The organism is Amycolatopsis sp. Hca4 (assembly GCF_013364075.1).
Taxonomy (GTDB): Bacteria; Actinomycetota; Actinomycetes; order Mycobacteriales; family Pseudonocardiaceae; genus Amycolatopsis.
Window position 1 is genome coordinate 2,052,120 of the sequence record NZ_CP054925.1, and the last position, 21,346, is coordinate 2,073,465.

Below are 21,346 nucleotides of genomic sequence, written 5' to 3' on the forward strand. Positions count from 1 at the left end.
GGAAGCACCCGGCTGGAAGCGGTGAATCGCCGAGACGGTGGGAGCGAGCGCCTCAGCCGTGATCCCGCCTGAGGCCACGGATCGCGAAGGACAGGCGGGCCCGGGTGCTCGATCCAGCAGGAGAGAGTGGCGGTGTGCAAGGGCGGCCGTCCGAGCGGCGGCCGCCCTCCTTTCGTCGATCGCCCGGCCCAGACCGCATTACTCCGGCCGGCACGAAGCCTGGTCAAGCGACCGGAGCGGACCAGTCCAGTCTCACGCCACCCTCCGGGCGCGATTCGACCGCGAAAGCACCACCTGCCGAGACAGCGCGCTCACGCATGTTGCCGAGGCCGCTGGTCGAGACGTCGGTCGGCAGCCCTTGGCCGTCATCGACCACGACGATCCGCAGGACGTCGTCCTTCACCACGACCGACACCGTCAACGCTGCGGCCTCCGCGTGCCGGACGGCGTTGCTGACCCCCTCGCGCACGACCGCCTCGACGTGCTCGGCCAGCTGCGCGGGCAGCGAATCGATCGAGCCGGACATGCTGACCGTCGGGTGCACCGGCGCGTCGTCGGTCAGCTCCGCGATCGCGTCGTGCAACCGGTGCCTCAGCCTCAGCCCCATCTCCCCCGCCGCGCCGCCATGCAGATTGAAGATAGCCGTGCGGATCTCCCGCACGATCTCGTGCATCTGCTCGACGCTGTCCCCCAGCCGCTTCTGCAGCTCCGGAGACTTCGTCCGCCGCTGCGTACTCTGCATCGACAACCCGACGGCGAACAGCCGCTGGATCACGTGGTCGTGCAGGTCACGGGCGATCCGGTCGCGATCACCCAGGACGTCCAGCTCGCGCGCCGTCCGTTGCCGCGCCGCCAGCTGCAACGCCAAAGCCGCCTGGTCGGCGAAGGAAGCCACCACCGCAAGCTGGGCCACGTCAAAGGGTTCCGCACCCGGCTCACGAACCGTCATGAGCACACCCGCGGTCCGGTCACCCGCACGCAGCGGAACGACCAGCCCGGGACCGAACCGGTGCTCACCCAAGACCAGCTCCGAGACACTACGAGGCGTCCGGTCGCGGTACACCGCGCCCGCCTCGCCCCCGTCGACGGAAATACGCAAACCGGACAACTCCGCAACCCGTGCTCCCGCGCACACGGCGACCGTCAGCTCAACGTCGTCGTTCCAGTCCTCGTCGACGTCGAGCCGCCCGGAGTTCGGCAACGCCAGCATCGTGACATCGGACCCCGTCAGCTCGAGCGCGCGGTTCGCGATCGAGTTCAGCGCCTCAGCCGGATCGGTGCCGCCCAGCAGCTCGGTCGTCACCTCGCTCGTCGCGGCCAGCCACTGCTGGCGCACCCGCGCCTGCTCGTAGAGGTGCGCGTTCTCGATCGCGATCCCGGCCGCCGCGGCCAGCGCCTGGACGACGACCTCGTCATCGTCGGTGAACGGCACCCCGCCCCTCTTCTCAGTCAGGTACAGCCGGCCGAACACCGCGCTGCGGACCCGTACCGGCACCCCGAGGAACGAACGCATCGGCGGATGGTGGGACGGAAACCCCACCGACGCCGGGTGGGCCGAGATCTCCGCCAGCCGCAACGGCTTCGCCTCGTCGATCACCACCCCGAGCACACCATGCCCCTTCGGCAGATCCCCGATCAGGCGACGGGTCGCGTCGTCGATCCCGACGTGGATGAACTCGGCCAGGGAGCCGTCCTCGGCCAGCACCCCGAGGGCGCCGTACGTCGCCTCGCCCAGCTCCATCGCGGCTTCCACGATCCGCCGCAGCGTCGTGTCCAGCTCCAACCCGGACGCGACGGCCAGCACCGCGTCGAGCAGGCCGTCCATCTTGTCCCGGGTGCCGATCAGCAACTCGATCCGGTCCTGCAAATCGCGCAGCAGCTCCCGCAGCCGCAGCCCGGAGAGGGTGCTCGCCACGCGCCGGGGCCCGCCATCGTCGTGGTGGCCGGAATCGCTCCTGGTCAAAGGACTGTCCTTCCGCGCACCGATCACAGCCTCGCCAGGTGGCTTTCCGCTCCGTACCGAATCTCTGCGGTGAAGAAGCCGCGAAATGAGGACCTCGACCCCACAGTGTGCTCCCCCAACGGCGAGAAAAGGGGAAATCAGCCGCTGCGGCGGCGACTCGAGGCCGATCCGGACGCAACGGGGCACACGCCGCGACCCCGATCCTGGCCAACTGCTCTGCGAGATCGTCGACGCTCTCGTCGGCAAGGTCGCCCCGAGTCCGCCGACCGACCACCTCCGAGACCCCGGCTACGAGCACCAGCAGGGTCAGGTGCGAGTTTTGCCGGTCCGCGACCAGCTCACCCGCGAGTGCCTCGACGAGCCCGTCGATCGCCGCACCGCGCAGTTCGCGCAACCGCCTGGTCGCGACGCTCAGCATCGTGCTCGCGCAAGTCGCCCCGACCGCCGGCGGTGCACGCACCCTGGGGTTTGCCGCTCTGGATGCCGCATTCGTGGTCCGCGCGCTGGCCGATACCCGGCACACCGGGTGACTCAACTGGCTAACCCCGCTCGGTTACGGGCGACGGTCCGCCCTTTGCGGCGAAATCGCTGGGAGTGTTCGCAGACTGCTGGTCGTGGACGTCGCGCTGGCGTGGTTCGCTACAGTGCTGTCCGGCCGCCGCGAGTACGGCGCCGGCCCGCTCCCGCGGCGAGGCACCCGTGGCGGGCGGCTGAACGTCCGCTCCGGTTTCGGCTGCCCGGACGGCTCGCCCGCCGGCCGACGCTCACCTGGGCAGTCGAGGTCGCCTACGTCGGGACGCCGTTCTCGGCGATGGGCTCGGGCGTGGTGCAGCAGAGCGCGAACGAGGACGTCGGCGGATTCCTGGGCGCACAGCTCGGGACCGGCGACCCGGTTGCGGCTTACTTCTCGAGGCGAGCTACCGCGGCAGGTTCGTCGCATTCGATCCGTTGTGGTCGTGGCCGAAGCCGGTGCAGCAGCCGCATCCGCCGGTGCTGGTCGGCGGGAACGGGCCGGGCAGCGAGGATCGGGGCTGGCCTTCGGTGATGGTTGGCGGCCGCAATGTGGCCCGCTGAGCAGCGTCGAGGAGTTGACCGAGCGGATCGCGACGCTGCGCCGACGGGCCATTGACCTGGGAAGGGCAACCGTTCCGGTCACGCTGTTCAGCGCGATCCCCGACGCCAGAATGCTCCGTGCGTTCGCGCAGGCCGGCGTCGACCGGTGCCTGCTCACGCTGCGCCACGGCCCGAACGTCATCGACACGTTGGACAAGTGGGTCGAGCTGCGATCGAGGGTTACCTGACGGCGGCTTGTTCGACAATCGCGCAAGCACCACCGCCGACGGTCGGCTGCGGCTGTTGTTCCTGCGCGGCTGTTCGCCTCGGTAAGTGAACACGGACACCTGGCGAACGTCCGTCAGTAGCCGATGTGCGGCCGACGGCAAACGGCCAGATGCACTCACATGCCGATCACAGCACAGCGTACGGCTCGCCGTATTTGCCTCGCGCTGAGCGGTCTGGCCCTTAAGGATGCCGCGGTGCGGACAGGTGCGACTTTTCGGCTCGCCGGCGATCACGGCGGGAGCGCTGCGGACGTGACTCGGGTTCTCGCTCTAAAGCCATCGCAGACGTCCGAAGTCGGAGACAGGATGGAACGCCGTTCGGCAGCCCGTCCGCCGGGGATCGCTTTGGCTGCTGTCGTCGGACCTGCCGCCGACCGGAGAGCTCGCCGATCACCTTCACCGGATTCTCTACCGACTCGAGCCGAAGGGCGACACCCTGTGGCAGCTGATCGGTCAGGGCATACAGCCGCCTGGCCCCCACGGTGTTCGGAGAGCTGGCGGAGCGGAACTACGCAGCCGTGGCCAGCATGATCGCTGCCCGCACCCGCGATCGATTCGGGATGATGCGCCGGGTAGCCGAGGCTTCTGCGCACCGTGGCACGGCCTGCAGCGTCCTCGGCGTGCTCAGCCATGCCTTCGCCGATCTTGAACCGCCGGCTCGACCGTCAGGGCGGATCGACCTTCGCGTGGACAAAGTTCGGATACAGAAGCACGTTGTGGCTGCATGGCAGGTAAGTTGTGCGCGCCGGCCCGGTTGTCCCCTCCCCTTCGACGACCGGGCCCGCCTCCAATCCAGCCGTGCCCTTCACCGGCCGCGGACGGGCATGCCGGATCCGGGCCGTAGCCGTCCGAGCGCGGCCACGGTGAGCCCGTCGGTCTCCGGCGGCGTCAGCAGGCTGGTGAGGTCACGGCGGCCGACATCCGCGGGTAAGGCGATCGCAGGGCCGACATGCAGGACCGCTTGCGGCCACAGCGCACCACCGAGGTGCTCGCGCAGCTCGTAGCGACGCGCGGTGGTGGCCAGCGCGTGCGGGACGGGCGTGGCAGTGCTTCCCTCCGCGGCGGCGGTGAGCAGAATCCGCTGCAGAGCCTGCCCGGCCTGCAAACGCGCGGGAACCCCATCGGTGAACGTCCCGACCGCGGTGAGCAACCCGGCCTTGTCCTGCGTGGACGAGCCGGGCAGCCCAAACGACGGCGACGAGACAGATGACGACGCAGGGCCGCGTGAGGCGCCGGTGGTGGTACGCACAGGCCGGCCGGCTGAGGGGAGCGTGGCGAGCCAGGACTGCTCGGCTTCGGCGGCCTGCCGCAGCTGGGCAGGCAGAGCCACCGGGAGGGAGGCCGACGCGGCGGGCCGGCCGTCATCGTGCAGCTGCGCGACCGCGGCACCCAGCAGTCGGTCCGCGGAGCCGGCCGGCCGGGGCGTGACGGGGTGGACCGTGGCCAGGAGATTGGGTCGGTTGCGGTCGGGCAGGAAGCGCACGCCCGGGTCGACACCCAGCGTGCGGATCGTGGTGCGCAGGTTGAACAGGGCCGCGCCGCAGGCCAGCAGCAGCTCCCGCTGGTCCAAGCCGGTGGCGAGGTCGGCCTTGGTGGTGTCGGCGTGCAGCTCCACGGCGTCGGGGGTGCAGCGAAACCACCACGGCTGACTGTTGTGCAGCGACGCGGCGGCCCCCGCGGCCAGCACTGCGGCGCCGACCTGATCTGCGGTCAGCTGCCCCACCGGCTGAAGCGCGCCCGTCATCGTCGGTGGACCTCCCGAGGAGTCAAGTGCTCCGGATCAGGGTGACCGAGCCCACATGACGTTCACAGTGTCCAAAGTCCTTCCCCACACGACCCAAGGTCTCCCAAGACGGACCAAGCCCCATCGGCTACCGACGGCGTGGTCCGGCATTCTCAGCCGCGCGGTGGCCCCATCGTCCGCCGGCCTCGGCCCACCTGCGCGATGGCGCCCATCGAATGGCGCTCCGCCGCGCGGCGCGGCGGTCTCGGGGTGACCGAGACCGATGCCTAACACGCCGAGCCCGGGCATCTCGGGCTGGTCTACCGAGACGAGCAGCGACCTCGATTATTCCACTCGATCGGGTACTTCCCACACGATGTTCGGGTGATGCTGCGTGCGTGCCGGTAACTCATCCGGCGGTCGCGGCGACCCGACGAATAGCACGATGACCGCGCAGCGTGACCCAGTCGCCGCCCGGACGGCGAAGGAGAGATGAGACCCTGCCGATGAGCGCCTATTCTGCCCGCAGGCTCGGCCTGACGTCCTGGATCGACGCCGGGCGGCACGCTCGCGGCGCGCATCGCGTCCGGGTGCGGCGGCTGACTGTGCTGCTGCTGACCGCTGCCGCGGTCGTTCCCCTCGACACGATCGCCGGCGCAGTGGCTCCCGTTGTGACCGCGACGGCCGCGGTGGGGGCCGGAGTGGCGTTGGTTGTGGCGTGGCGGTGGCGTCGCCGGAGCCGCCAGCTCGAGCAGATCCTGTGCGAGGAGCTCGACCACCACGACATCACCTGACCGGGCCGGACGGCCAGCCCGATCAGCCGCGCCGGCCGTCCGGCGCGTGCGAGAGACATCGGCAGGATGAGACCGTGTGCCCGCCATCCGCACCTGCGGACCGCTGACACCGCGCGGCGGACGTCACTCGGCCCGAGGGCGACGGTTTCGGCCGCCGCCATCGGGAGCCCTCAGCGTTTGAGCTTGGCGTAGGCGATGATGTTGTCGAGATAGTTGTGGTTCGCCGCGTCGTACTGGCCGCCGCCGGTGATCAAGCGCAGCTCCGGGTCGGTCGTGTTGCCGTACACGGCCTCGGCGGGGAAGTCTTTTTCGCGACCTGGTCGACCTTGGTCACCGCGAAGGTGAGCTTGCCACCGTCGGCCCGGTCGATGTGCACCTCGTCGCCGGGTTTCAGCTCGTGCAGCCGCCAGAAGATCCCCTTGCGGTGGTCCCCGTCGATGTGGCCGAGGATCACCGCGGGCCCGACCTCCCCGGGCGTCGGGCTGTACCGGTACCAGCCGGCCTGCAGCGGCTGGTCGACCGGCGGCACCTCGACAGTGCGGTCGGGGTTGAGCCCGAGCGACACCAGCGTCGACTTCGCCTCGATCGCGGGTACGTCCAGAGAGGTCGATGTGGACCGCGCCGGGCTGGTCGCGGCCGGGGCCGGCGCCGCCGGTGTGGGCGCAGCGGTCGTCGCACCACACCCGGCGAGCAGCAGCGCGACGGCGAGGAGGAAACAGTGGCGCAGCATCGGCTCAGCCCTCGACGGCGAGGCTGCCGTCGCCGGTCTGAGGAGCTCCGGCCGGAACAATGGTGACCTGACCGGCCGTGGCCGGCAGCGACGGCGACGGTGCCGGTGGCAGGTGCTGAGACCGAGGCCGAAGACATGCCGCAGACGTCGTTGCCGCAACTGCGGGGAGCCCTGCTTGCCGCGCTGCAAAGTGTTGTCCCGCCCGCGCGGTGGCCGTGGGATCCCAACCCCTGCCGATCAGGGAGTCGACCGGAGCAAACACCCCTGTTTCGCGCCGTGGGTTTCCAAGATCCGCGCGGTGGGCACTTCCGATTCACGCCGGGCTTCAGCAGCGAGGCCTTCCGGGAGGTCACTGTGTCGTCATCCGTGTTGACCGCTACTCACGACGAAGCGGCCGACGCGCAACTGGCCGCGTTCGAACGCTTCGTGCGAGTGCACCACTTCACCGTGTTCCGGCTGGCGTCGTGCCTGCTCAGCGATCCCGCAGGAGCCGAAGAGGTCACCGAAGAGGTGTTCGTCGAGTTCTGGCATGGGCAAGGCAGGCCGCCCAGCACCGCAGATCTGCTGATCCGCACAGTCGACCACTGCCTCGACAAGGCGGCGCCAACCTCCCTGTTCAACGCGCTGCGCCGCATCGGCGGACCCGAACGAACCGGTTGGCTGCTGGAAGACGTCCTGCACTTCCCCGCCGCGCGGACGGCCGAGCTGCTCGAGCGGTCCGAGACCGAATTCACTCCCCGGCTCGAGGCGACACGCTTCGCCCTGACCCACTGGCTGGCGCCGTGACCGGTCGAGAACACGGTCCGGCCGCCGACCGCCAGTGCGGCCACGACCCGGTCGGCTCGTGGGACGACCTCGGCGCGCACGGTGGCTGCGCAGGTTGCACGACGCTCCGGACCGAGGTCGAGAAACTCCGGCGCTGCCTGAACCGGATCGCCGTCTGGCCTGCCCGGCCGGCCGCCGACCTGCCGGATCGAATCATCGCCAGGATTCGGTCAGTGATGTGAGTAGGCCGGGTAGCGACAGGCATTACGGACGAAACACTCGAGGTATCCACCCCGGCTCGTCGAAGCGCTCGCTCTGCGGCTTGACCAGCATGGATTGCAGGGTGTTCGGCGTGACGCAGGCTTTGACCACCTGAAGAACCTCACCCACATGGGTGATGTCCACCCATTTCCAGGCGTGGCCCGGGTTCATCCGCACTTTCCGGCGGGTAGTCACCACGCAGGCAGGCTCCACGAGCTGACTGCGGGGCCCTGACCAGGGAGGACACGCTTCGATGTCGACCGAACGGCGGACGACCGGTGTCGGCGGATTTCTGCGCGTTGCCGCCCTCGACGTCGCCGACGACCTCGGGGAATTCGCCCGCGTGCGCCGCTGGGCCCATCAGGTCCTGCAGGATCTGCCGGAGGATCAACGGCTCGACGTGGTCATGGTGCTCGACGAACTGACCTCGAACGCCCTCCGGCACGGTCAGCCACCATGTCAGGTCCGCGTGCTGCGCACACACGACTGGTTGTGCCTCCAAGTCGACGATGCCTGCCTCAATCCCGCATGCCCGCGGCCGCCCTCGGCTACCGGCGGCCGCGGGCTCCGCATGGTCGCCATGATGACCGTGGCCTGGGACAGCGGCAACGCTCGACCGGCAAGACCGTGTGGGCCGAGATCGACCTCACCCGCGCACCCGAATCGGAACCCGGACACTGACCAGGCTCAGACCCCGAACATCTCGACCGTTCGCCGGGTCGGCATCACTGCTAGTGGCGGTAGAGCAGCAAAGCGGTGTCGTCCGGCAGGAACGTCTCGGGCTGGATCGCGAGCAGTGCGTCCGCGATCGTGTCGAGGTCGTTCCCGCCCAGCTCCGCGAGCAGGGTGCCGGCACGATCGATGCCGTCGTCGATGAACCGGCGGCGCGCCTCGACCAGACCGTCGGTGTAGAGCAGCAGCAACGCACCGGCGGGCAGCAGGAGGCCGGCTTGGCTGCGCGCCCGCCGGGCCGGCACCCCCAAAGGCGTGCTCACGGCATCGCCGAGGCGTTGATGCTCCGCGACCCCCGGGGTGCTGAGCAGCGCCGGCGGGTGCCCGGCGGAGGCGTAGTCGAGTCGACCGGTGCCCAGGTGCACCACGGCGCAGAAGACGGTGGTGCAGAACGCGCCATCCAAGTCCGCGGCGAACGTGCTCAGGGACGTCAAGGTCTCCGCCGGGCCGCGGTTCTCCAGCAGCAGCACCCGCGCGGCACTGCGCAGCTGCCCCATCACCGTCGCCGCTTTCAGGCCCTTGCCGACGACGTCGCCCACCATCAGCGCGCACCGGTCTCCGGGCAGCGGGACGACGTCGTGAAAATCGCCCCCGACGACCAGCAACGGTTCTTCGTCCGGACGGCGCGAAACGTCGTCGTGGGCGGGCCGGTAGCGCACCGTGATGTTCGCGGGCAGGTCACGCGTCGGGCCGAGCATGGCGTGCTGCAGTGCGAGCGCGATCTCGGCGGTCCGGCGCCGCTCGCGTTCACGGTCCAGCTCGTCCTCGGTCCGGGAGGTGATGTCGGTGATCACCATCGCGACCAGCCGCTCCGAGCCGTCGAGGGCGAAGGCCGCGACCTCAAGATCACGGCCGGTCTCCTCCAGCCGCTGGACGCGGCGGACGGTGGTCCCCGTATGCCAGACCTGCTCGTAGAGAGCAGCCCACTGGGCGGACTGATCGGGCGGCAACCGCTCACCGGCCGCGGCGCCGGAAGGATCGGACATCCCGGTGTGCACGACGACAGCACTGTTGGCGTACACGCACACGAAACCCGCCGGCGCGCCGGACGCGGGATCGCCGGTCCGGCGCATCACGACCACGCCGTAAGGAGCCCGGTCCAGCACCTGCCGGTTCCACCAAGGCTCACGACCGCCGGCGCTCACGCCGGCGATATCCCCGCCGAGCACACGTGATCGTTCACCGAGAGCACCATGGCGGACCTCGCAGTTCCTTCGGCCACGTCGACGCGGCACCCGGAACCGGCGGGCGTGATCGTGGCCAGGCAATGATGGGGAAGCTGCCTGCTGAACTTCGCCGCCGTGCACCTTACGGGAGGGTTTCGGCGGTTCCGATCAGGGCGTCCAGCAGGTGCGAGATGTTCACCGCGTCTCGCACGTGGGGGGCTGTCTTCGCCACAGCCGGTGTCTACCCTGGAGGCCTGGCCTGCTGTCGAGCGGTAATGAGGTGAGGAACTCCTCGACCCGGAAGGTTCTGTCGAGGTGGATATCGGTTCGAGCGTGGCACGCGGTGCCGCTGTCGCCGACAGCGGCCGCTTCAGCGCGCCTTCGCCGGCGCTGCACGCCGAGGGCGACCATTGGCTCGCGGTCAATACCGCGGCCCAGGGCTTGTTCCCCGCTCTGCGTCCCGGGGACCCGATCACCCACGCTATCCCGGAATGGCTGTCCACCGCCCACGTCGAAGCGGAGACCGCCTCCTCGACGCAGTCGCTCACCACGCCGCGCAGCAAAGGCGAAGCCACCGTCTGACGGCTGAGAGATCGGGTGGAACACCGGCGTCGAAGCGGAACTCGTTGGTCGAGAGTTGCGGGAGTGCCATGAATTCCTTTGCCCGGTAACGGGCTGTTGGTGGCAGTGCTACGAGAGTACGTGCCCAGGCGACCTGAAAATAAGCATCCGCCGCACTGGCGGGCATCCGAGCTGGATCCAAACTTCAGGTCGGCGAGCGTTACGTCACCTCCGCAGGCCGTGACGTTCTCCAGCCGACCGGGTCCATTCGGTGTGCAGGCAAGCGGGACTTCCTCGCATCGCCAGACCCTCAGGAGTACCCATGACCAACCCGACCACCACCAGTAATACCGCGAAGACTCCGGCCCACTCGGACGCCACCGTCGTGGAGCGCGAGACAGGCGCTCTTTCCTCCGCGCGCGGCGTCACGACCATCTCCGACGTCGTCGTCCAGAAGGTCGCCGGCCTCGCCACCCGCGAAATCGCCGGGGTGTACGGCCTAGGCGGAAACGCCTCACGGGCATTCAACGCTCTGCGCGAGCGCATCCCCGGCGCGACCGCCTCCTCCAGCCAGGGCGTGGCCGTCGAGGTCGGCGAGCGCCAAGCCGCCATCGACCTGCAGATCCTCGTCGAATACGGCGTCTCCATCGCCGACCTCGCCCGCTCGGTACGACGCAACGTCATCAATGCGGTCGAGACGATGACCGGCCTCGAGGTCGTCGAGGTCAACCTCACCGTCTCCGACGTGCACCTCCCCGGCGACGACGAGGGAGACGACACCACCGCCACCGGCCGCGTCCTGTGACCCCCGGCGTCGAGGTCGACGCCGCCGCCCTCGCCACCCTGGTGACGGCACTCCCCCCAGGTCGCGGCCCTGCACGACGGCCACTTCGGTGAGATCGCCACGCTGCTGCCGCGCCGCCGCGTACCCGGCATCCGGATCCGGCGCGAGGAGATCACCATCGGAGTCACGGGCCGCTACCCCGCCACCATCGCCGAGATCGGGGCCGCGGTCCGTGTCGCGATCGGGCCGACCGACCGGCCGGCGCACGTCCACGTCGGCGACATCGCCGCCCCCGCCGCGACCCTCGTGGCCGCCGTAACGCAGGAGCTCCCGTGAATCACACCCACATCGGCCTGTTGACCGGCCTCGTCCTGGGCCTGGCCGCAGCATTCGGTGGCGTCGGGGCTTTCCTGCTCGTGCTGCTCCTCGGCGGCCTCGGCCTGCTGGTAGTCCGGTTCCTCGACGGCAAACTCGACATCTCCGCGATGTCCGGCCGTGATCGAGGCTGAGCACGCCATGACCGAGCGCGTCACCGCGGACGACCTCGGCACGCTGACCGTCGTGGATTCCACCGCCGGACGGATCGTCACCAACCGAGCAGATGGCGCATGCAGTTCATGTGCCAGGCACGCACTCGGCGAGCGAGGTGGAGACGAGTGTTCCGACGATGCTCAGCGGGGCACCGCCGATCACCGACCTCACCGGGATCAGGTTCAGCACCACGACGGCGACGGCCGGCAGTGCCGCGTACGGCAGACGAAGGTGTCGTCGCCGATGAGGATCGCCCGCGACCGGCGGGCGTGCGAGATCAGCCGCTACATCGTGGCGCGAATGCGAGGCACGTCAGCTCGTCGAACCGGACAAGGAACGTGGTGTGGTCCTGGGCTTCGCGCAGGTATTCCGAGGCCTAGGCCGGCCCTTCGCGGGAACGGGGAGGCCACCGGATCACCGGTGAACCCACTGGTCCGAATCGCCGCTAAGGACCTCCCGCGCCGGCTCGGCGAGCTTTTCGTCCACATCGGACAGTTTCCGGACGGGCACCCCGATGAACCTCGCGTGTCAAGGAAGGACAAAGCGGCAGTGACAGACGGTCAGTCAGGTTTACTTCCGGCGCGATCGGGTACCAGCGAGTGTTCGCTGGTTGCCTTCCCGGGGGTAGTGGTGCAGGTTCGCAAGAAAATCGCCGTTCGCGTCGGAGAGATTGACCAGGCAATCGCCGTTCTGACCAGGCAGGGTGTGCACCCCCGCCGGGCTCGCGCCACCCTGTGCGAGATGGCGCGCGAACGCCACATCTCCCTGGGCCAGTGCGCGGCCCTGGTCGCGAGCAGCCTCGACAGGACTCGCGACTGAAGACGACCGGCAGCACCCGCGTCAGCGCCGGATTCCTCCGCCACAACAGCTCGGCCGCGCACCGATCGCCCGGTGCCGACGGCATGTACCGCAGCCGGTGTGCAGACGAAACGGTGCGCATGTACCTCGAGTCCGCCCGCCGGCTGCTCAACACCCGACGTCGCGCTGTGTGCCGAACTGACTCCGCACTGAGCCCGGGTCGGCGGGACAGCGATTGAAGCGAAAAGGATCTGGGTATCCGCGAAATCCACGCTCCGGTGCGCGGAAGACGACCCGAGAGCCCAGTGAGAACCGCTACCGCCCATCCGGCCGCCCACCTTCGAGGATGACGATGCCCGAGCAGAAAACGCCCGAGCCCCTGCCGGCCGAATTGCGCGCACTGGCCGCGGACGCCGAAACTCTCGCCCAACGCACCGCGGATCTGGCCGCTCGGCTCAAGGTCGCCGACGACGGGAACCTGAACCGGCTGGCCCGGCCCATGGACAAGGCGACCGAAGAGCTGGGCGACTACACCGAAGAAGTCTCACGGACAGCCGAGTACTTGGCCCGGGTCCGGGTGTCTCGCGACCCGAACCTGTGCGATGTGCCGTGGGGCGTCTGCCCGGCCCACGGAATCACCCTGCGCTCGAATGCTGACCGGACCTGGTGCACCGCGACCGGCTGCGGCCGCGAATGGGATTACGACCGGTTGCACAGCCCGTGCGCGGAACCGGCTGCTGCGGTCGTCACCGACGAGGACGGTGAATCCGGCTCTCTGTGCGTAGCTCACGCGCAGGACGCCGCGCAGCGGCTCACCGGTTGCACGTTCGTCTACCTCGACCGCAGTACGGCAACCGGCTGAGGGCTCACCCGCAGCGCGGATACCGGGTCTCGCTCTGCCTTCGGCTGAGACGACAGGCACGTCAGCGGAGAAGGCCTCGTCTGAACCCTTCGGCGACGGCGTGTGCCCGTTCTTTGACCTCGAGCTTCCTGAACACCGTGCGAGCATGAGATTTCACGGTGTCTTCGGAAATCCCCATCTGCCGGGCGATTGCCATGTTGGTGTTGCCCGCTGCCATGCCGCGCAGCACTTCGAGCTCACGTGGCCTGAGCCGCTGGGCGACGGAGACGGACGCCAAAGCTACGATGTGTGCCAGCGCGGCGACAAGTTCGTGCTCGGTCACGTTCCACCGCACGTAACCCCGCACGCCGCTCTCGACGATCGCTTTCGTGTCGCCGACATCCTGCTCGCCCAAGGCCACGACGTAAGCTTGCGGGTCGGCAACCACCAGGCGGCTGACGACTTTCGCAACATCCGGGCACGAACCCCGGTCCGGCCCAGACATCGTCCCGACGAACACCACATCACCACGTTCCCGGGAGTGCCTTCTGAGCAGCTCATCACCATCGGCCACGCAATCGACCCGGCTCACCCCGGGGATTCCGCTCAGCAGGCGTGTCAACCCCCGCCGCACGCTCTTGCGCTTGTCCCAGATCAAGATCGCTGTCACGGACCAACCCTCAGCCGGCTTCAGTTCCCGGTCGCAAGACCCAATCCGAGCGGCAAACTCACGATCATTCAGCCGTGTCTCCGGTCACAACCTCGAGCCACGGTCCGGATGCGTCGCGGATCTCGGCGGGATCGGCTTCCTGCTCGACCGAGACCACGGCGACCAGCGCCGGGTTGCCGCGGGTACCAGCCAAGGCCGCGGTCGTGCGCGCCACTGAGGCCGGATAGCTGATCGAAAGTCGAGCCGACAACCGGGCGGTGTCGCCGTCGACATCCACTTTGACCGACCGGTCGGCGTACTCCCCGCCGACCGCGACCCCGAGCACGCGGCCGGCCGGCAGACCGATGTGGGTGGCACTCATCGAAACCCTGCGTCAAGAACTGGATCCACCGGCGACGCGGAACCCGGGTGGGCCGCCGCGACCTCGGCGAACTCGGTCGCGGCGGGGAATCACCGCACCCGGCCGGTGTCGGCGCTCTCGCCCTCGTCCTCGCCGGGCAGCCGCAAATCGCCGACGGCGATGTTGACCTCGACGACCTCCAGCCCGGTCATCCGCTCCACGCCGGTGATCACGGTGCGCCGCACCGACCGCGCCACATCGGCGATCGACACGCCGTACTCGACCACGATCTGCAGATCCACCGCGGCCTGCTTCTCCCCCACCTCGACCGAGACGCCCTGGCCCGCGGAAGCCGACGCGCCCGGGATGCGCTCGCGGATCGCGGAGAACGCGCGGGAGACACCACCACCGAGTGCGTGCACTCCGGCAACTTCCCGGGTGGCCAGCCCGGCGATCTTCTGCACCACGGTGTCCGCGATCGTCGTCGCCCCTTGAGCCGTGACCAGCACACCGGTCGTCTTGTCCTTCGACGCCGTGGCAGCCGGAGCCTTCGAAGTCGTCTCAGCCATGGTGTTCCCTCCAATGTCGATTCGAACGCGTGTACCGGGAGGACCCGTGGCGCTCGGCATCATCACGATCACTTTCGTGTGAACACGCTCACGCTGCCGGGGCAATGACGAACCGTTCGCCGGGGTGTCTTGATGAACAGGACCGTCCACGAAGGACGGTGACCGAGCCGAGAGGAGCGACAGCATGTCGTTGGGTGACAAGATCGGGAACAAGGCCGACGACCTCGGCGGCAAGGCCAAGGAGGCTGCGGGCAAGGTGACCGGCGACGACGAGCTGCGCGCCGAGGGCCAGTCCGATCAGGCCAAGGCCGGTCTCAAGGACGCCGTCGAGAACGTCAAGGACGCGGTCGGCGACGTCGCCGACAAGGTGAAGAACGTGCTGAAGAAGGACTGACCGCCCCAGACCGGTGGCCGGCGCGCGAGGGGTCGCGCCGGCCACCGCCGCCAGGATCGGAGGTGTCCGATGTCCGTGCTCGACCGGCCGCGCTCCCCCGTCCGGGGTCTCGTGGCCGCGGGTGTCGCGGCGCTCGCGGTGTTCATCGCGCTGCTGATATCGGCTGCCGCGAACAGCGGCTGGGCCGCGACGTTCGACCAGGATCTCCACACGTGGTTGCTCGCCCACCGCACGGCGACGCTGACCCTGCTCGCGCGGACGGCCACGGTCACGGCGACCCCGGTGGTGGCGACCGTTCTGGTGCTCGCGATCGCCGCGGGGATCGGCACCGGCACCGTTTCGGCGCGGCTGCGCCGTGCGAGCCTCGTCGGTGCGATCATGGCGCCGGCCCTGCTGGCCCGGTACGGCCTGTCGCTGCTCGTGGCCCGTCAGCGTCCCCCTCGCGAGGACTGGGCGTGGCACGCCTCGGGGCAGTCGTTCCCCTCGGGACACACGACCGCAGCCGCCCTCGCCGCCGGACTCGTCGGCTGGCTGGCCATCCACCGTGTCACCAGTCGCGCGTGCCGTTGTCTGCTGTGGATGGTCGCGGCCGGATACGTCGTCCTCATCGCCTGGACTCGTACCTACCTCGGTGTCCACTGGCCGACCGATGTCCTCGCCGGTGCCGCCTTCGCCATCACCTGGCTCTGCGTCGCATTCATCGTGCGGGAGCTGACGACGCACGCGCAGCGACCGCGGGACCGCCACCCGGCTGCACCCGGCGAGCCGTGAAGCGGCAGCGGACTGACGCCGGCGCGTCGGAACCAAATCGCCCGGACCGGCAATCCGCGCGGGGCATGGAGATCGGTGCCGGGGCCTGGACGTGGCCGGCCGCCGACCGCATTCGAACGCTTCGCGCGAGCTCACCACGTCTCCGTGTTCCGGCCGGCACCCTGCCCGCTGGGCGATGCCGGGAAAGTCACCGAAGAGCGGGCTCTGACACCGGCCGGCCCCCAGCCCCGAGTACCGCGGACCTGCTCTCCCCGTGGCGCGCCGAGCCATCGCTACCACCCGGCGTCACAGCACCAAGTGCGACTCCACCTGCGCGCGGTCGAGAACCGATCCGACCGGCCAGTCACGGCGGAGCAACTCCAGCAACCCCGCGTTCGGCACCCCCGTCAAGTCGGCCGGGTCGGCGGCGAGGTCGGTCAGCAACCGCTCCAGCAGCAGGGCCAGAGCGGCCGTGCCCGGTTCGTCATCACCCCAGCCCAGCTCGGACCGCGGACCCCGCGGCGCGAGGTGGAGCGTGTCGTCGCCGTCGCGGATGTACACCGGATCTTCCAGCACGACCTGACGCAACGCCGAGATCGAGGCCAGCCGCCGGGGCGCCGACACCCGCACCACCCCCGGATTTCGCAGCGGCACCGCAGCCGGCGCGTCGGATGCCGGGTCGACGAGCACAGCACCGATCCGAAGGGGGTCGGTGAGCACGTGGATCGCCCGCCGGGAGCACGACCGCAGACGCGCCGCGAACTCGGCCCCGGCCTCGCCCCGCAGGTACGCGGTGACGACCTGCGGATGGGTCAGCTGCTCGCCACCGTCGAAGTCGTGGACGATCCGGATGCACTGCTCGGCGAGGACGTCGTCGCGGTTCTGCACTTCGCGCCACCCGAGCCGCAGCACCGGGTCCGGCGCCGGGCCGGGGTCTACCGGCGCGCACCCGTCATCGACAGCGGCGAAGGTGATCTGGTCGGGTCGCAACGCCACCAGGCGCGCAGCAGCCGGCGTGCCCGCGGTTCGCCCGGCCGCGATCCGCTGCGCGGTGTGGGTCAGCGCGCGGTGCGCGGGGTGGTTCGCGGGGTACAGCATCGCCAGCTCCAGCAGGGGCTGGATCGGTAGGACCGTCGACGCGGGACAGCGGACGACCGGGTCGCCCGGACGCCACCGGCCGATCAACTCGGGATCACGCAAGCCGGGCGGCCAGTACGGCGCTGCCAGCCCGAGCACTCGCGCGAGATCGGCCCACCCGCATTCCATGGGTGCGGCGGCCGGCGCGGCGCCGACGACCGCCACGAGGTCGGGACCGGTCGCCGTCCACCTCGCGCCGACCCGCAGGTAAGCCGCGGCGTCCGGCACAGCGCGAGCGACTTCCGCCATCGGCACCACGCGCCCGTCGACCGGCCAGCTCACGACCACCCGCCCCCGCGGCGTCGACCACTCCTGCACCACCGCTCGCGGTGCAAGGTCGAATGCACGACTGAAGAGGGGCAGTGACCGGCAGAACGTCGCCCGGGCGGGCGAGTCGGGCCACCAGCGCAGTGGGTGCCGCGCGACGTCGAACCCGGTGCGGTCCGCCAGCCATGCTCGTGCACTGGCCGTGGACCAGTACCAGCCGAGCAGATCCCGGTCATCGGGTGCCGGCAGCCGGGATCGCCATCGCCGTGCGAATCGTCCCGAACTCGCTCGCACCACGGCCCGGAACTCGGCCTCGTACACGCGCTCGGGGTGGATCATGGGCAGTACCTCGGGAAAACGAATCCGCCGCGGAGCGGAGGGCACCAAGCCATCGATCCAGGATCGATGCAATCGAGAGCATAGAGCATCAGTTCAGGTCTTGCACACGTCAAGCGGCGAGTAAGACCTAAGCGGGACACTCCTCACTGAAAGTGTTGCGAGAAAGCAAGAATTCGACTACGGAGAACCGCCTGGTCACGAACGCACCGATACCCACTGCGTTCCCGCGAATGCCCGCGTTGCATCGCATCTGAATCGGAATCTCAGTCGACGCAGCGGCAGCCGAGTACCGGCGTCATGAGTGGGCTGTCACTCCGCCGGCGCGGCGGCCGATGACCATCCCGGACCGGCCACCGCGAGACGAGCGAGGTGCTCGCTTATCTCCCCGTGCAGACGGGACGCCTGATCGCCGAGCGCGGCCAGTTCGGCGAGTGTCGCCACCGCGGCACGTTCCTCGCGGCGGTGCGCACCTGACGCCGATGGCACGCCGGTGCCGGAATCGTCCATCACCCCGAAGTCACCTCCTGTGACAACGGTAACCGAAAGTGTTCGACGTGCTCCCCGACACGTGCGATCGGCGACGGAGCACGCGCAACGGCGCGGCCGAGCGCAGCAGCGCCACCGGCGCGAGCACGTTGACAGTGAACAGGTCTTTGGCCACGTCGTCGGGCACCGACTCCGCCGTCCCGAACGCCACTGCGACCACGCTACGTCCAATCTGCCCAGCGCGGGCGCCTAACCTTCACGACGGCAGCCGGGCGGCACTGGCCAGGCGCCCCAGCTGATCGCGTTCCTCTCCCACGGTCACCATTCATTCCCCGGGCCGGCTTCGACGCCGACTGGCTCCTGCCCGGCCAGAACATCGAGCTGCTCGAGCTCGCCGCCCGGGCTGACGCTCAAGCGGATCGCCAGCCGGTTCCGGATAACCGCCGTGGCGTCGGCTACCGCCTGGCACGGCTGCGCGCCGAGTTGGGCGTACCCGGCACCGACACCGCGGGGTTGGTCGCCCGCGACAACCACCTCGGCCTGCTCGCCGGGGGAAGTCGGCCCCCGTGCCGAACTGCGGACCTCGAGGCGACGGGCTCCGGCCGTAGCGCGCCCGCGCGGTCCATGCGCGAGAAGCCATGCTCAGCCCGGTGTCCGCGCGTCCCCGGAGGCGTCCTCGGGCACCAGCCAGGCCGCGGTGCCGCCCTCCAGCGTCGCGCCGCCGGAGCCGTCGCTGCGGAGAACGACCCTGCCCCACCCACGTGGCACCGTGAACCGGGTCGCTCGGGTGTTCACGACGCAGGACAGCTGCCCGGACGTGAACGCGAGGATCCCGTCCTCGCCGGGGCTCAGCCAGGTCAGCGCACCACCCCGGCGCCACGCGCGCCGGGCGGCGATGACCCGGTGGTACAGGCTGAGCGTCGAGTCCTGGTCGCGGCGTTGCGAGCTGACCGCGTACTTGGCGAACCAGTCGGGCTGCGGGAGCCACGGCGCCGCCGTGGAAAACCCGAACGCGGTGCCTTCGGACGTCCACGGCAGCGGGACCCGGCACCCGTCCCGGCCGGCTTCAACCCCGCCGGTGCGGTGGAAGACCGGGTCCTGCCGGACGGCGGCAGGCATCTCCTGCACCTCCGGCAGCCCCAGTTCTTCACCCTGGTACAGGTACGCCGAGCCGGGCAGGGCGAGCAGCATCAGCAGGGCCGCGCGGGCCCGCCGTTCCCCCAGCGCGGCGTCGACCTGGCCACGGGGTCGCATCAGGGCCGCGAACGCGTCGTTGCTGGGCGGTGCCGGTTCGGGGTCGGTGATGCCGTAGCGGGTCACTGTCCGGTGCACGTCGTGGTTGGCGAGCGTCCACGCAGGCAGCGAGTCCGTCGCCGTCAGCGCGCGCTCGATGGAATCCCGCAACGCGACCGCGTCCCACGGCTGGACGAGCAGGTCGAAGTAGAAGGCTTGATGCAGCTCGTCCGGCCGGAGGTAGGCAGCGAGGTCCACCGCCGTCGGCACCCATACCTCGCCGACGAGCAGCAGGTCCCGGTCCCCGTACGACTGCGTCAGCGAACGCCAGCGCCGGTAGATCCTGTGTACCTCGGGCTGGTTCCAGCTGCGAGCGTTGTAGGCACCGTCCGCGGGATCCCAGTCCGACAACTCGCGGTCCTTGAGCAGACCGTGGCAGACGTCGATGCGGAATCCGTCGACCCCGCGATCGAACCAGAACCGCAGAACGTCGTCGAAATAGTCGGCGACCGCGGGGTTGCGCCAGTTGAAGTCCGGTTGCTGCGGGGTGAACAGGTGCAGGTACCACTGGCCCGGCGTGCCGTCGGCTTCGTCGACGCGCGTCCACGCCGGGCCGCCGAAGGTCGCCCGCCAGTTGTTGGGCGGCTCTTCTCCGCGCTCCCCGCGCCCGTCGCGGAAGAGGAACCTGTCTCGGGCCGGCGATCCGGGCGCCGCAGCCACCGCCTCGCGGAACCATGGGTGCTGGTCCGAGCAGTGGTTCGGCACCAGGTCCATGAGCACGCGCAGGCCCCGGGCGTGCGCCGCGCCGACCAGCCGGTCGAACGTGGCGAGGTCGCCGTACTCCGGGTTGATGCCGGTGAAGTCCGCGACATCGTAACCGTGGTCGGCCTGCGGCGACGGGTAGCACGGATTCAGCCAGACGGCGTCCACCCCGAGGCCGGCGATGTAGTCGAGGTGGTCGATCACCCCACCGAGATCGCCCACGCCGTCGCCGCCGCTATCTGCGAAGGAGCGCAGGTAGAGCTGGTAGACGACGGCGTCGTCCCAGCGCAACGCAGAACTGGCAACCACAGGCTCACGTTCCTCGCTCGAGAAGTCTTCCCCGGACATCAGTCGTGCTCTCCGGCCGCTTCACGCTGCGGAGCCGTGCTGCCCCGCAGCACGAGGTGGGTGTCGAGCACCGTGCGGCTGGGTTCGTCCGGGTCCCCTCGCACCCGCCGCAGGAGGATCTGCGCCGCCGCCTTGCCTTGCTCAAGCACCGGCTGGGCCACGGTCGAGAGGTCCAGGACGTCGGCCAGATCGTGGTCGTCGAACCCGATCAGCGAGATGTCCCGGCCCGGCCGCAGACCCGCCCGGCGCAGTGCGCGCAGGGCACCGAACGCCATCTCGTCAGATGCCACGAACACCGCCGTGGGCAGCCGGTGACCGGACAGCAGGCGCGTCATCGCCCGTTCGCCGCCGTCGATGGTGAACCCACCGGGGACCTCGAGCGCACCGTCGGCGATGCCCGCCTCGTGCAGTGCGTCGCGGTAGGCGTCGCGGCGGCGCAGCGGCGTGGTGAAACCCAGGGGGACGGGGGTGTCTTCGCCGATGAACGCGATGTCCCGGTGGCCGAGGTGCAGCAGGTGCCGCATCGCCGAGGTGGCGGCGGCGTGGTCATCGATGCCAACGCAGTCGGTACCGGGCGCGTCCAGGCCGACCGTCACCACCGGTACCGCGAGGTCACGCAGGAGGTCTACTTCCGACGCGGACAGCGGCAGCGACAGGACGAGGACGGCGTCGACCCGCCGTCGCAGCGGCAGTTCGTGGAAGAACCGGGCGCGGCCCTCTTGGTCGCCGACGTTGTACAGCAAGACGCTGATCCCGGCCTCGCGCAGCACCCGCTCCGCGGCGGAGATCAGCGTGGCGAAAAACCACCGCTCGACGTACGGGACGACCACCCCGACGGTGCCGGTCGTCCCGCGGGCGAGGCTGGACGCGGCCGGCGAGATGACGTAGTCGAGGGCGGCCGCCGCCGACACGACCCGGGCCCGGGTCGCCTCCGACACCCGCCCCACCCCGCGGAGCGCGCGGGAGACCGTGGCGGGTGACACGCCCGCCTGACGTGCGACTTCGTCGAGGCTGCTGGCCACTTCGCTCCTTTCCTGCGTGCGCAAGGCCTTGCACACAGAA

22 protein-coding genes and 2 pseudogenes are annotated in these 21,346 nt (G+C 69.9%); 11 read left to right on the forward strand and 13 right to left on the reverse strand.

From position 1 onward, the window contains the following. Positions 1-223: 223 nt before the first annotated feature. Entirely contained in the window at positions 224-1,963 is a 1,740-nt protein-coding gene (locus tag HUT10_RS09030) for a GAF domain-containing protein (RefSeq protein ID WP_176170759.1), read from the reverse strand. A 1,088-nt stretch (positions 1,964-3,051) separates the two neighbouring features. On the opposite strand from HUT10_RS09030, the gene HUT10_RS49915 reads away from it, so the two are divergent. Beyond that, positions 3,052-3,264, forward strand: a complete 213-nt coding sequence (locus HUT10_RS49915; RefSeq protein WP_217709567.1) for a hypothetical protein — start codon at positions 3,052-3,054, stop codon at positions 3,262-3,264. Between the two features lie 844 nt (positions 3,265-4,108). Here HUT10_RS49915 and HUT10_RS09040 read toward each other — a convergent pair. Next, a complete protein-coding gene (locus tag HUT10_RS09040) occupies positions 4,109-5,047 on the reverse strand; it encodes a hypothetical protein (protein WP_176170761.1) in 939 nt (312 codons plus the stop codon). A gap of 485 nt (positions 5,048-5,532) precedes the next feature. Between HUT10_RS09040 and HUT10_RS09045 the strand changes: the two genes are divergently transcribed. Beyond that, complete coding sequence (locus tag HUT10_RS09045; protein WP_176170762.1) at positions 5,533-5,820, forward strand: hypothetical protein; 288 nt, start codon at positions 5,533-5,535, stop codon at positions 5,818-5,820. A 170-nt stretch (positions 5,821-5,990) separates the two neighbouring features. Here the strand turns inward: HUT10_RS09045 and HUT10_RS09050 are convergent. Beyond that, a pseudogene (locus tag HUT10_RS09050) lies at positions 5,991-6,550 on the reverse strand (class F sortase). 105 nt (positions 6,551-6,655) lie between these two features. Between HUT10_RS09050 and HUT10_RS09055 the strand changes: the two are divergent. Further along, complete coding sequence (locus HUT10_RS09055) at positions 6,656-7,336, forward strand: hypothetical protein (protein ID WP_176170763.1); 681 nt, start codon at positions 6,656-6,658, stop codon at positions 7,334-7,336. Positions 7,337-7,579: 243 nt separating this feature from the next. On the opposite strand, the gene HUT10_RS09060 is transcribed toward HUT10_RS09055, so the two are convergent. Further along, positions 7,580-7,774 carry a hypothetical protein gene (locus HUT10_RS09060; protein ID WP_176170764.1) on the reverse strand — a complete coding sequence of 65 codons (195 nt, stop codon included), beginning with the start codon at positions 7,772-7,774 and terminating at the stop codon, positions 7,580-7,582. A gap of 55 nt (positions 7,775-7,829) precedes the next feature. On the opposite strand from HUT10_RS09060, the pseudogene HUT10_RS50770 reads away from it, so the two are divergent. Then, positions 7,830-8,105 (forward strand): annotated as a pseudogene (locus HUT10_RS50770) (ATP-binding protein); the annotation flags it as partial. 202 nt (positions 8,106-8,307) lie between these two features. Here HUT10_RS50770 and HUT10_RS09070 read toward each other — a convergent pair. Continuing rightward, positions 8,308-9,453 carry a PP2C family protein-serine/threonine phosphatase gene (locus HUT10_RS09070; protein ID WP_217709568.1) on the reverse strand — a complete coding sequence of 382 codons (1,146 nt, stop codon included), beginning with the start codon at positions 9,451-9,453 and terminating at the stop codon, positions 8,308-8,310. A gap of 336 nt (positions 9,454-9,789) precedes the next feature. On the opposite strand from HUT10_RS09070, the gene HUT10_RS09075 reads away from it, so the two are divergent. From HUT10_RS09075 to HUT10_RS09095, 5 genes are all read left to right on the forward strand, one after another. Then, positions 9,790-10,056 (forward strand): hypothetical protein, encoded by a 267-nt coding sequence (locus HUT10_RS09075; protein WP_176170766.1) that lies wholly within the window; start codon positions 9,790-9,792, stop codon positions 10,054-10,056. Between the two features lie 301 nt (positions 10,057-10,357). Further along, positions 10,358-10,840: an Asp23/Gls24 family envelope stress response protein gene (locus HUT10_RS09080; RefSeq protein ID WP_176170767.1), complete on the forward strand. Its 483-nt coding sequence runs from the start codon at positions 10,358-10,360 to the stop codon at positions 10,838-10,840. 311 nt (positions 10,841-11,151) lie between these two features. Further along, positions 11,152-11,328: a hypothetical protein gene (locus tag HUT10_RS09085; RefSeq protein WP_176170768.1), complete on the forward strand. Its 177-nt coding sequence runs from the start codon at positions 11,152-11,154 to the stop codon at positions 11,326-11,328. Positions 11,329-11,770: 442 nt separating this feature from the next. Continuing rightward, positions 11,771-12,169, forward strand: coding sequence for a hypothetical protein (locus HUT10_RS09090; RefSeq protein WP_176170769.1), 399 nt, complete (start codon positions 11,771-11,773; stop codon positions 12,167-12,169). A gap of 325 nt (positions 12,170-12,494) precedes the next feature. Continuing rightward, on the forward strand, positions 12,495-13,010 hold the full coding sequence (locus HUT10_RS09095; RefSeq protein ID WP_176170770.1) for a hypothetical protein: 516 nt from the start codon (positions 12,495-12,497) through the stop codon (positions 13,008-13,010). 61 nt (positions 13,011-13,071) lie between these two features. Here the strand turns inward: HUT10_RS09095 and HUT10_RS09100 are convergent, their stop codons facing one another. The 3 genes from HUT10_RS09100 to HUT10_RS09110 all read right to left on the reverse strand — a co-directional run bounded on the left by HUT10_RS09100 (position 13,072) and on the right by HUT10_RS09110 (position 14,568). Then, positions 13,072-13,659 carry a response regulator transcription factor gene (locus tag HUT10_RS09100; RefSeq protein WP_176170771.1) on the reverse strand — a complete coding sequence of 196 codons (588 nt, stop codon included), beginning with the start codon at positions 13,657-13,659 and terminating at the stop codon, positions 13,072-13,074. 64 nt (positions 13,660-13,723) lie between these two features. After that, a complete protein-coding gene (locus HUT10_RS09105; RefSeq protein WP_176170772.1) occupies positions 13,724-14,020 on the reverse strand; it encodes a hypothetical protein in 297 nt (98 codons plus the stop codon). Between the two features lie 89 nt (positions 14,021-14,109). After that, complete coding sequence (locus tag HUT10_RS09110; protein WP_176170773.1) at positions 14,110-14,568, reverse strand: Asp23/Gls24 family envelope stress response protein; 459 nt, start codon at positions 14,566-14,568, stop codon at positions 14,110-14,112. 184 nt (positions 14,569-14,752) lie between these two features. Here HUT10_RS09110 and HUT10_RS09115 point away from each other — a divergent pair, with 184 nt between their 5' ends. Beyond that, positions 14,753-14,962, forward strand: a complete 210-nt coding sequence (locus tag HUT10_RS09115; protein ID WP_176170774.1) for a CsbD family protein — start codon at positions 14,753-14,755, stop codon at positions 14,960-14,962. A 69-nt stretch (positions 14,963-15,031) separates the two neighbouring features. Continuing rightward, complete coding sequence (locus HUT10_RS50775; protein WP_176170775.1) at positions 15,032-15,733, forward strand: phosphatase PAP2 family protein; 702 nt, start codon at positions 15,032-15,034, stop codon at positions 15,731-15,733. Between the two features lie 285 nt (positions 15,734-16,018). Here the strand turns inward: HUT10_RS50775 and HUT10_RS09125 are convergent, their stop codons facing one another. The 5 genes from HUT10_RS09125 to HUT10_RS09145 all read right to left on the reverse strand — a co-directional run bounded on the left by HUT10_RS09125 (position 16,019) and on the right by HUT10_RS09145 (position 21,306). After that, a complete protein-coding gene (locus HUT10_RS09125) occupies positions 16,019-17,455 on the reverse strand; it encodes a hypothetical protein (RefSeq protein ID WP_176170776.1) in 1,437 nt (478 codons plus the stop codon). 309 nt (positions 17,456-17,764) lie between these two features. Then, positions 17,765-17,962 carry a hypothetical protein gene (locus HUT10_RS09130; RefSeq protein WP_176170777.1) on the reverse strand — a complete coding sequence of 66 codons (198 nt, stop codon included), beginning with the start codon at positions 17,960-17,962 and terminating at the stop codon, positions 17,765-17,767. Positions 17,963-17,972: 10 nt separating this feature from the next. Further along, a complete protein-coding gene (locus HUT10_RS09135; RefSeq protein WP_176170778.1) occupies positions 17,973-18,152 on the reverse strand; it encodes a hypothetical protein in 180 nt (59 codons plus the stop codon). 431 nt (positions 18,153-18,583) lie between these two features. Further along, positions 18,584-20,245 (reverse strand): alpha-amylase family glycosyl hydrolase, encoded by a 1,662-nt coding sequence (locus HUT10_RS09140; RefSeq protein WP_254896777.1) that lies wholly within the window; start codon positions 20,243-20,245, stop codon positions 18,584-18,586. A gap of 38 nt (positions 20,246-20,283) precedes the next feature. Continuing rightward, positions 20,284-21,306 carry a LacI family DNA-binding transcriptional regulator gene (locus HUT10_RS09145; RefSeq protein ID WP_254896778.1) on the reverse strand — a complete coding sequence of 341 codons (1,023 nt, stop codon included), beginning with the start codon at positions 21,304-21,306 and terminating at the stop codon, positions 20,284-20,286. Positions 21,307-21,346 lie beyond the last annotated feature (40 nt).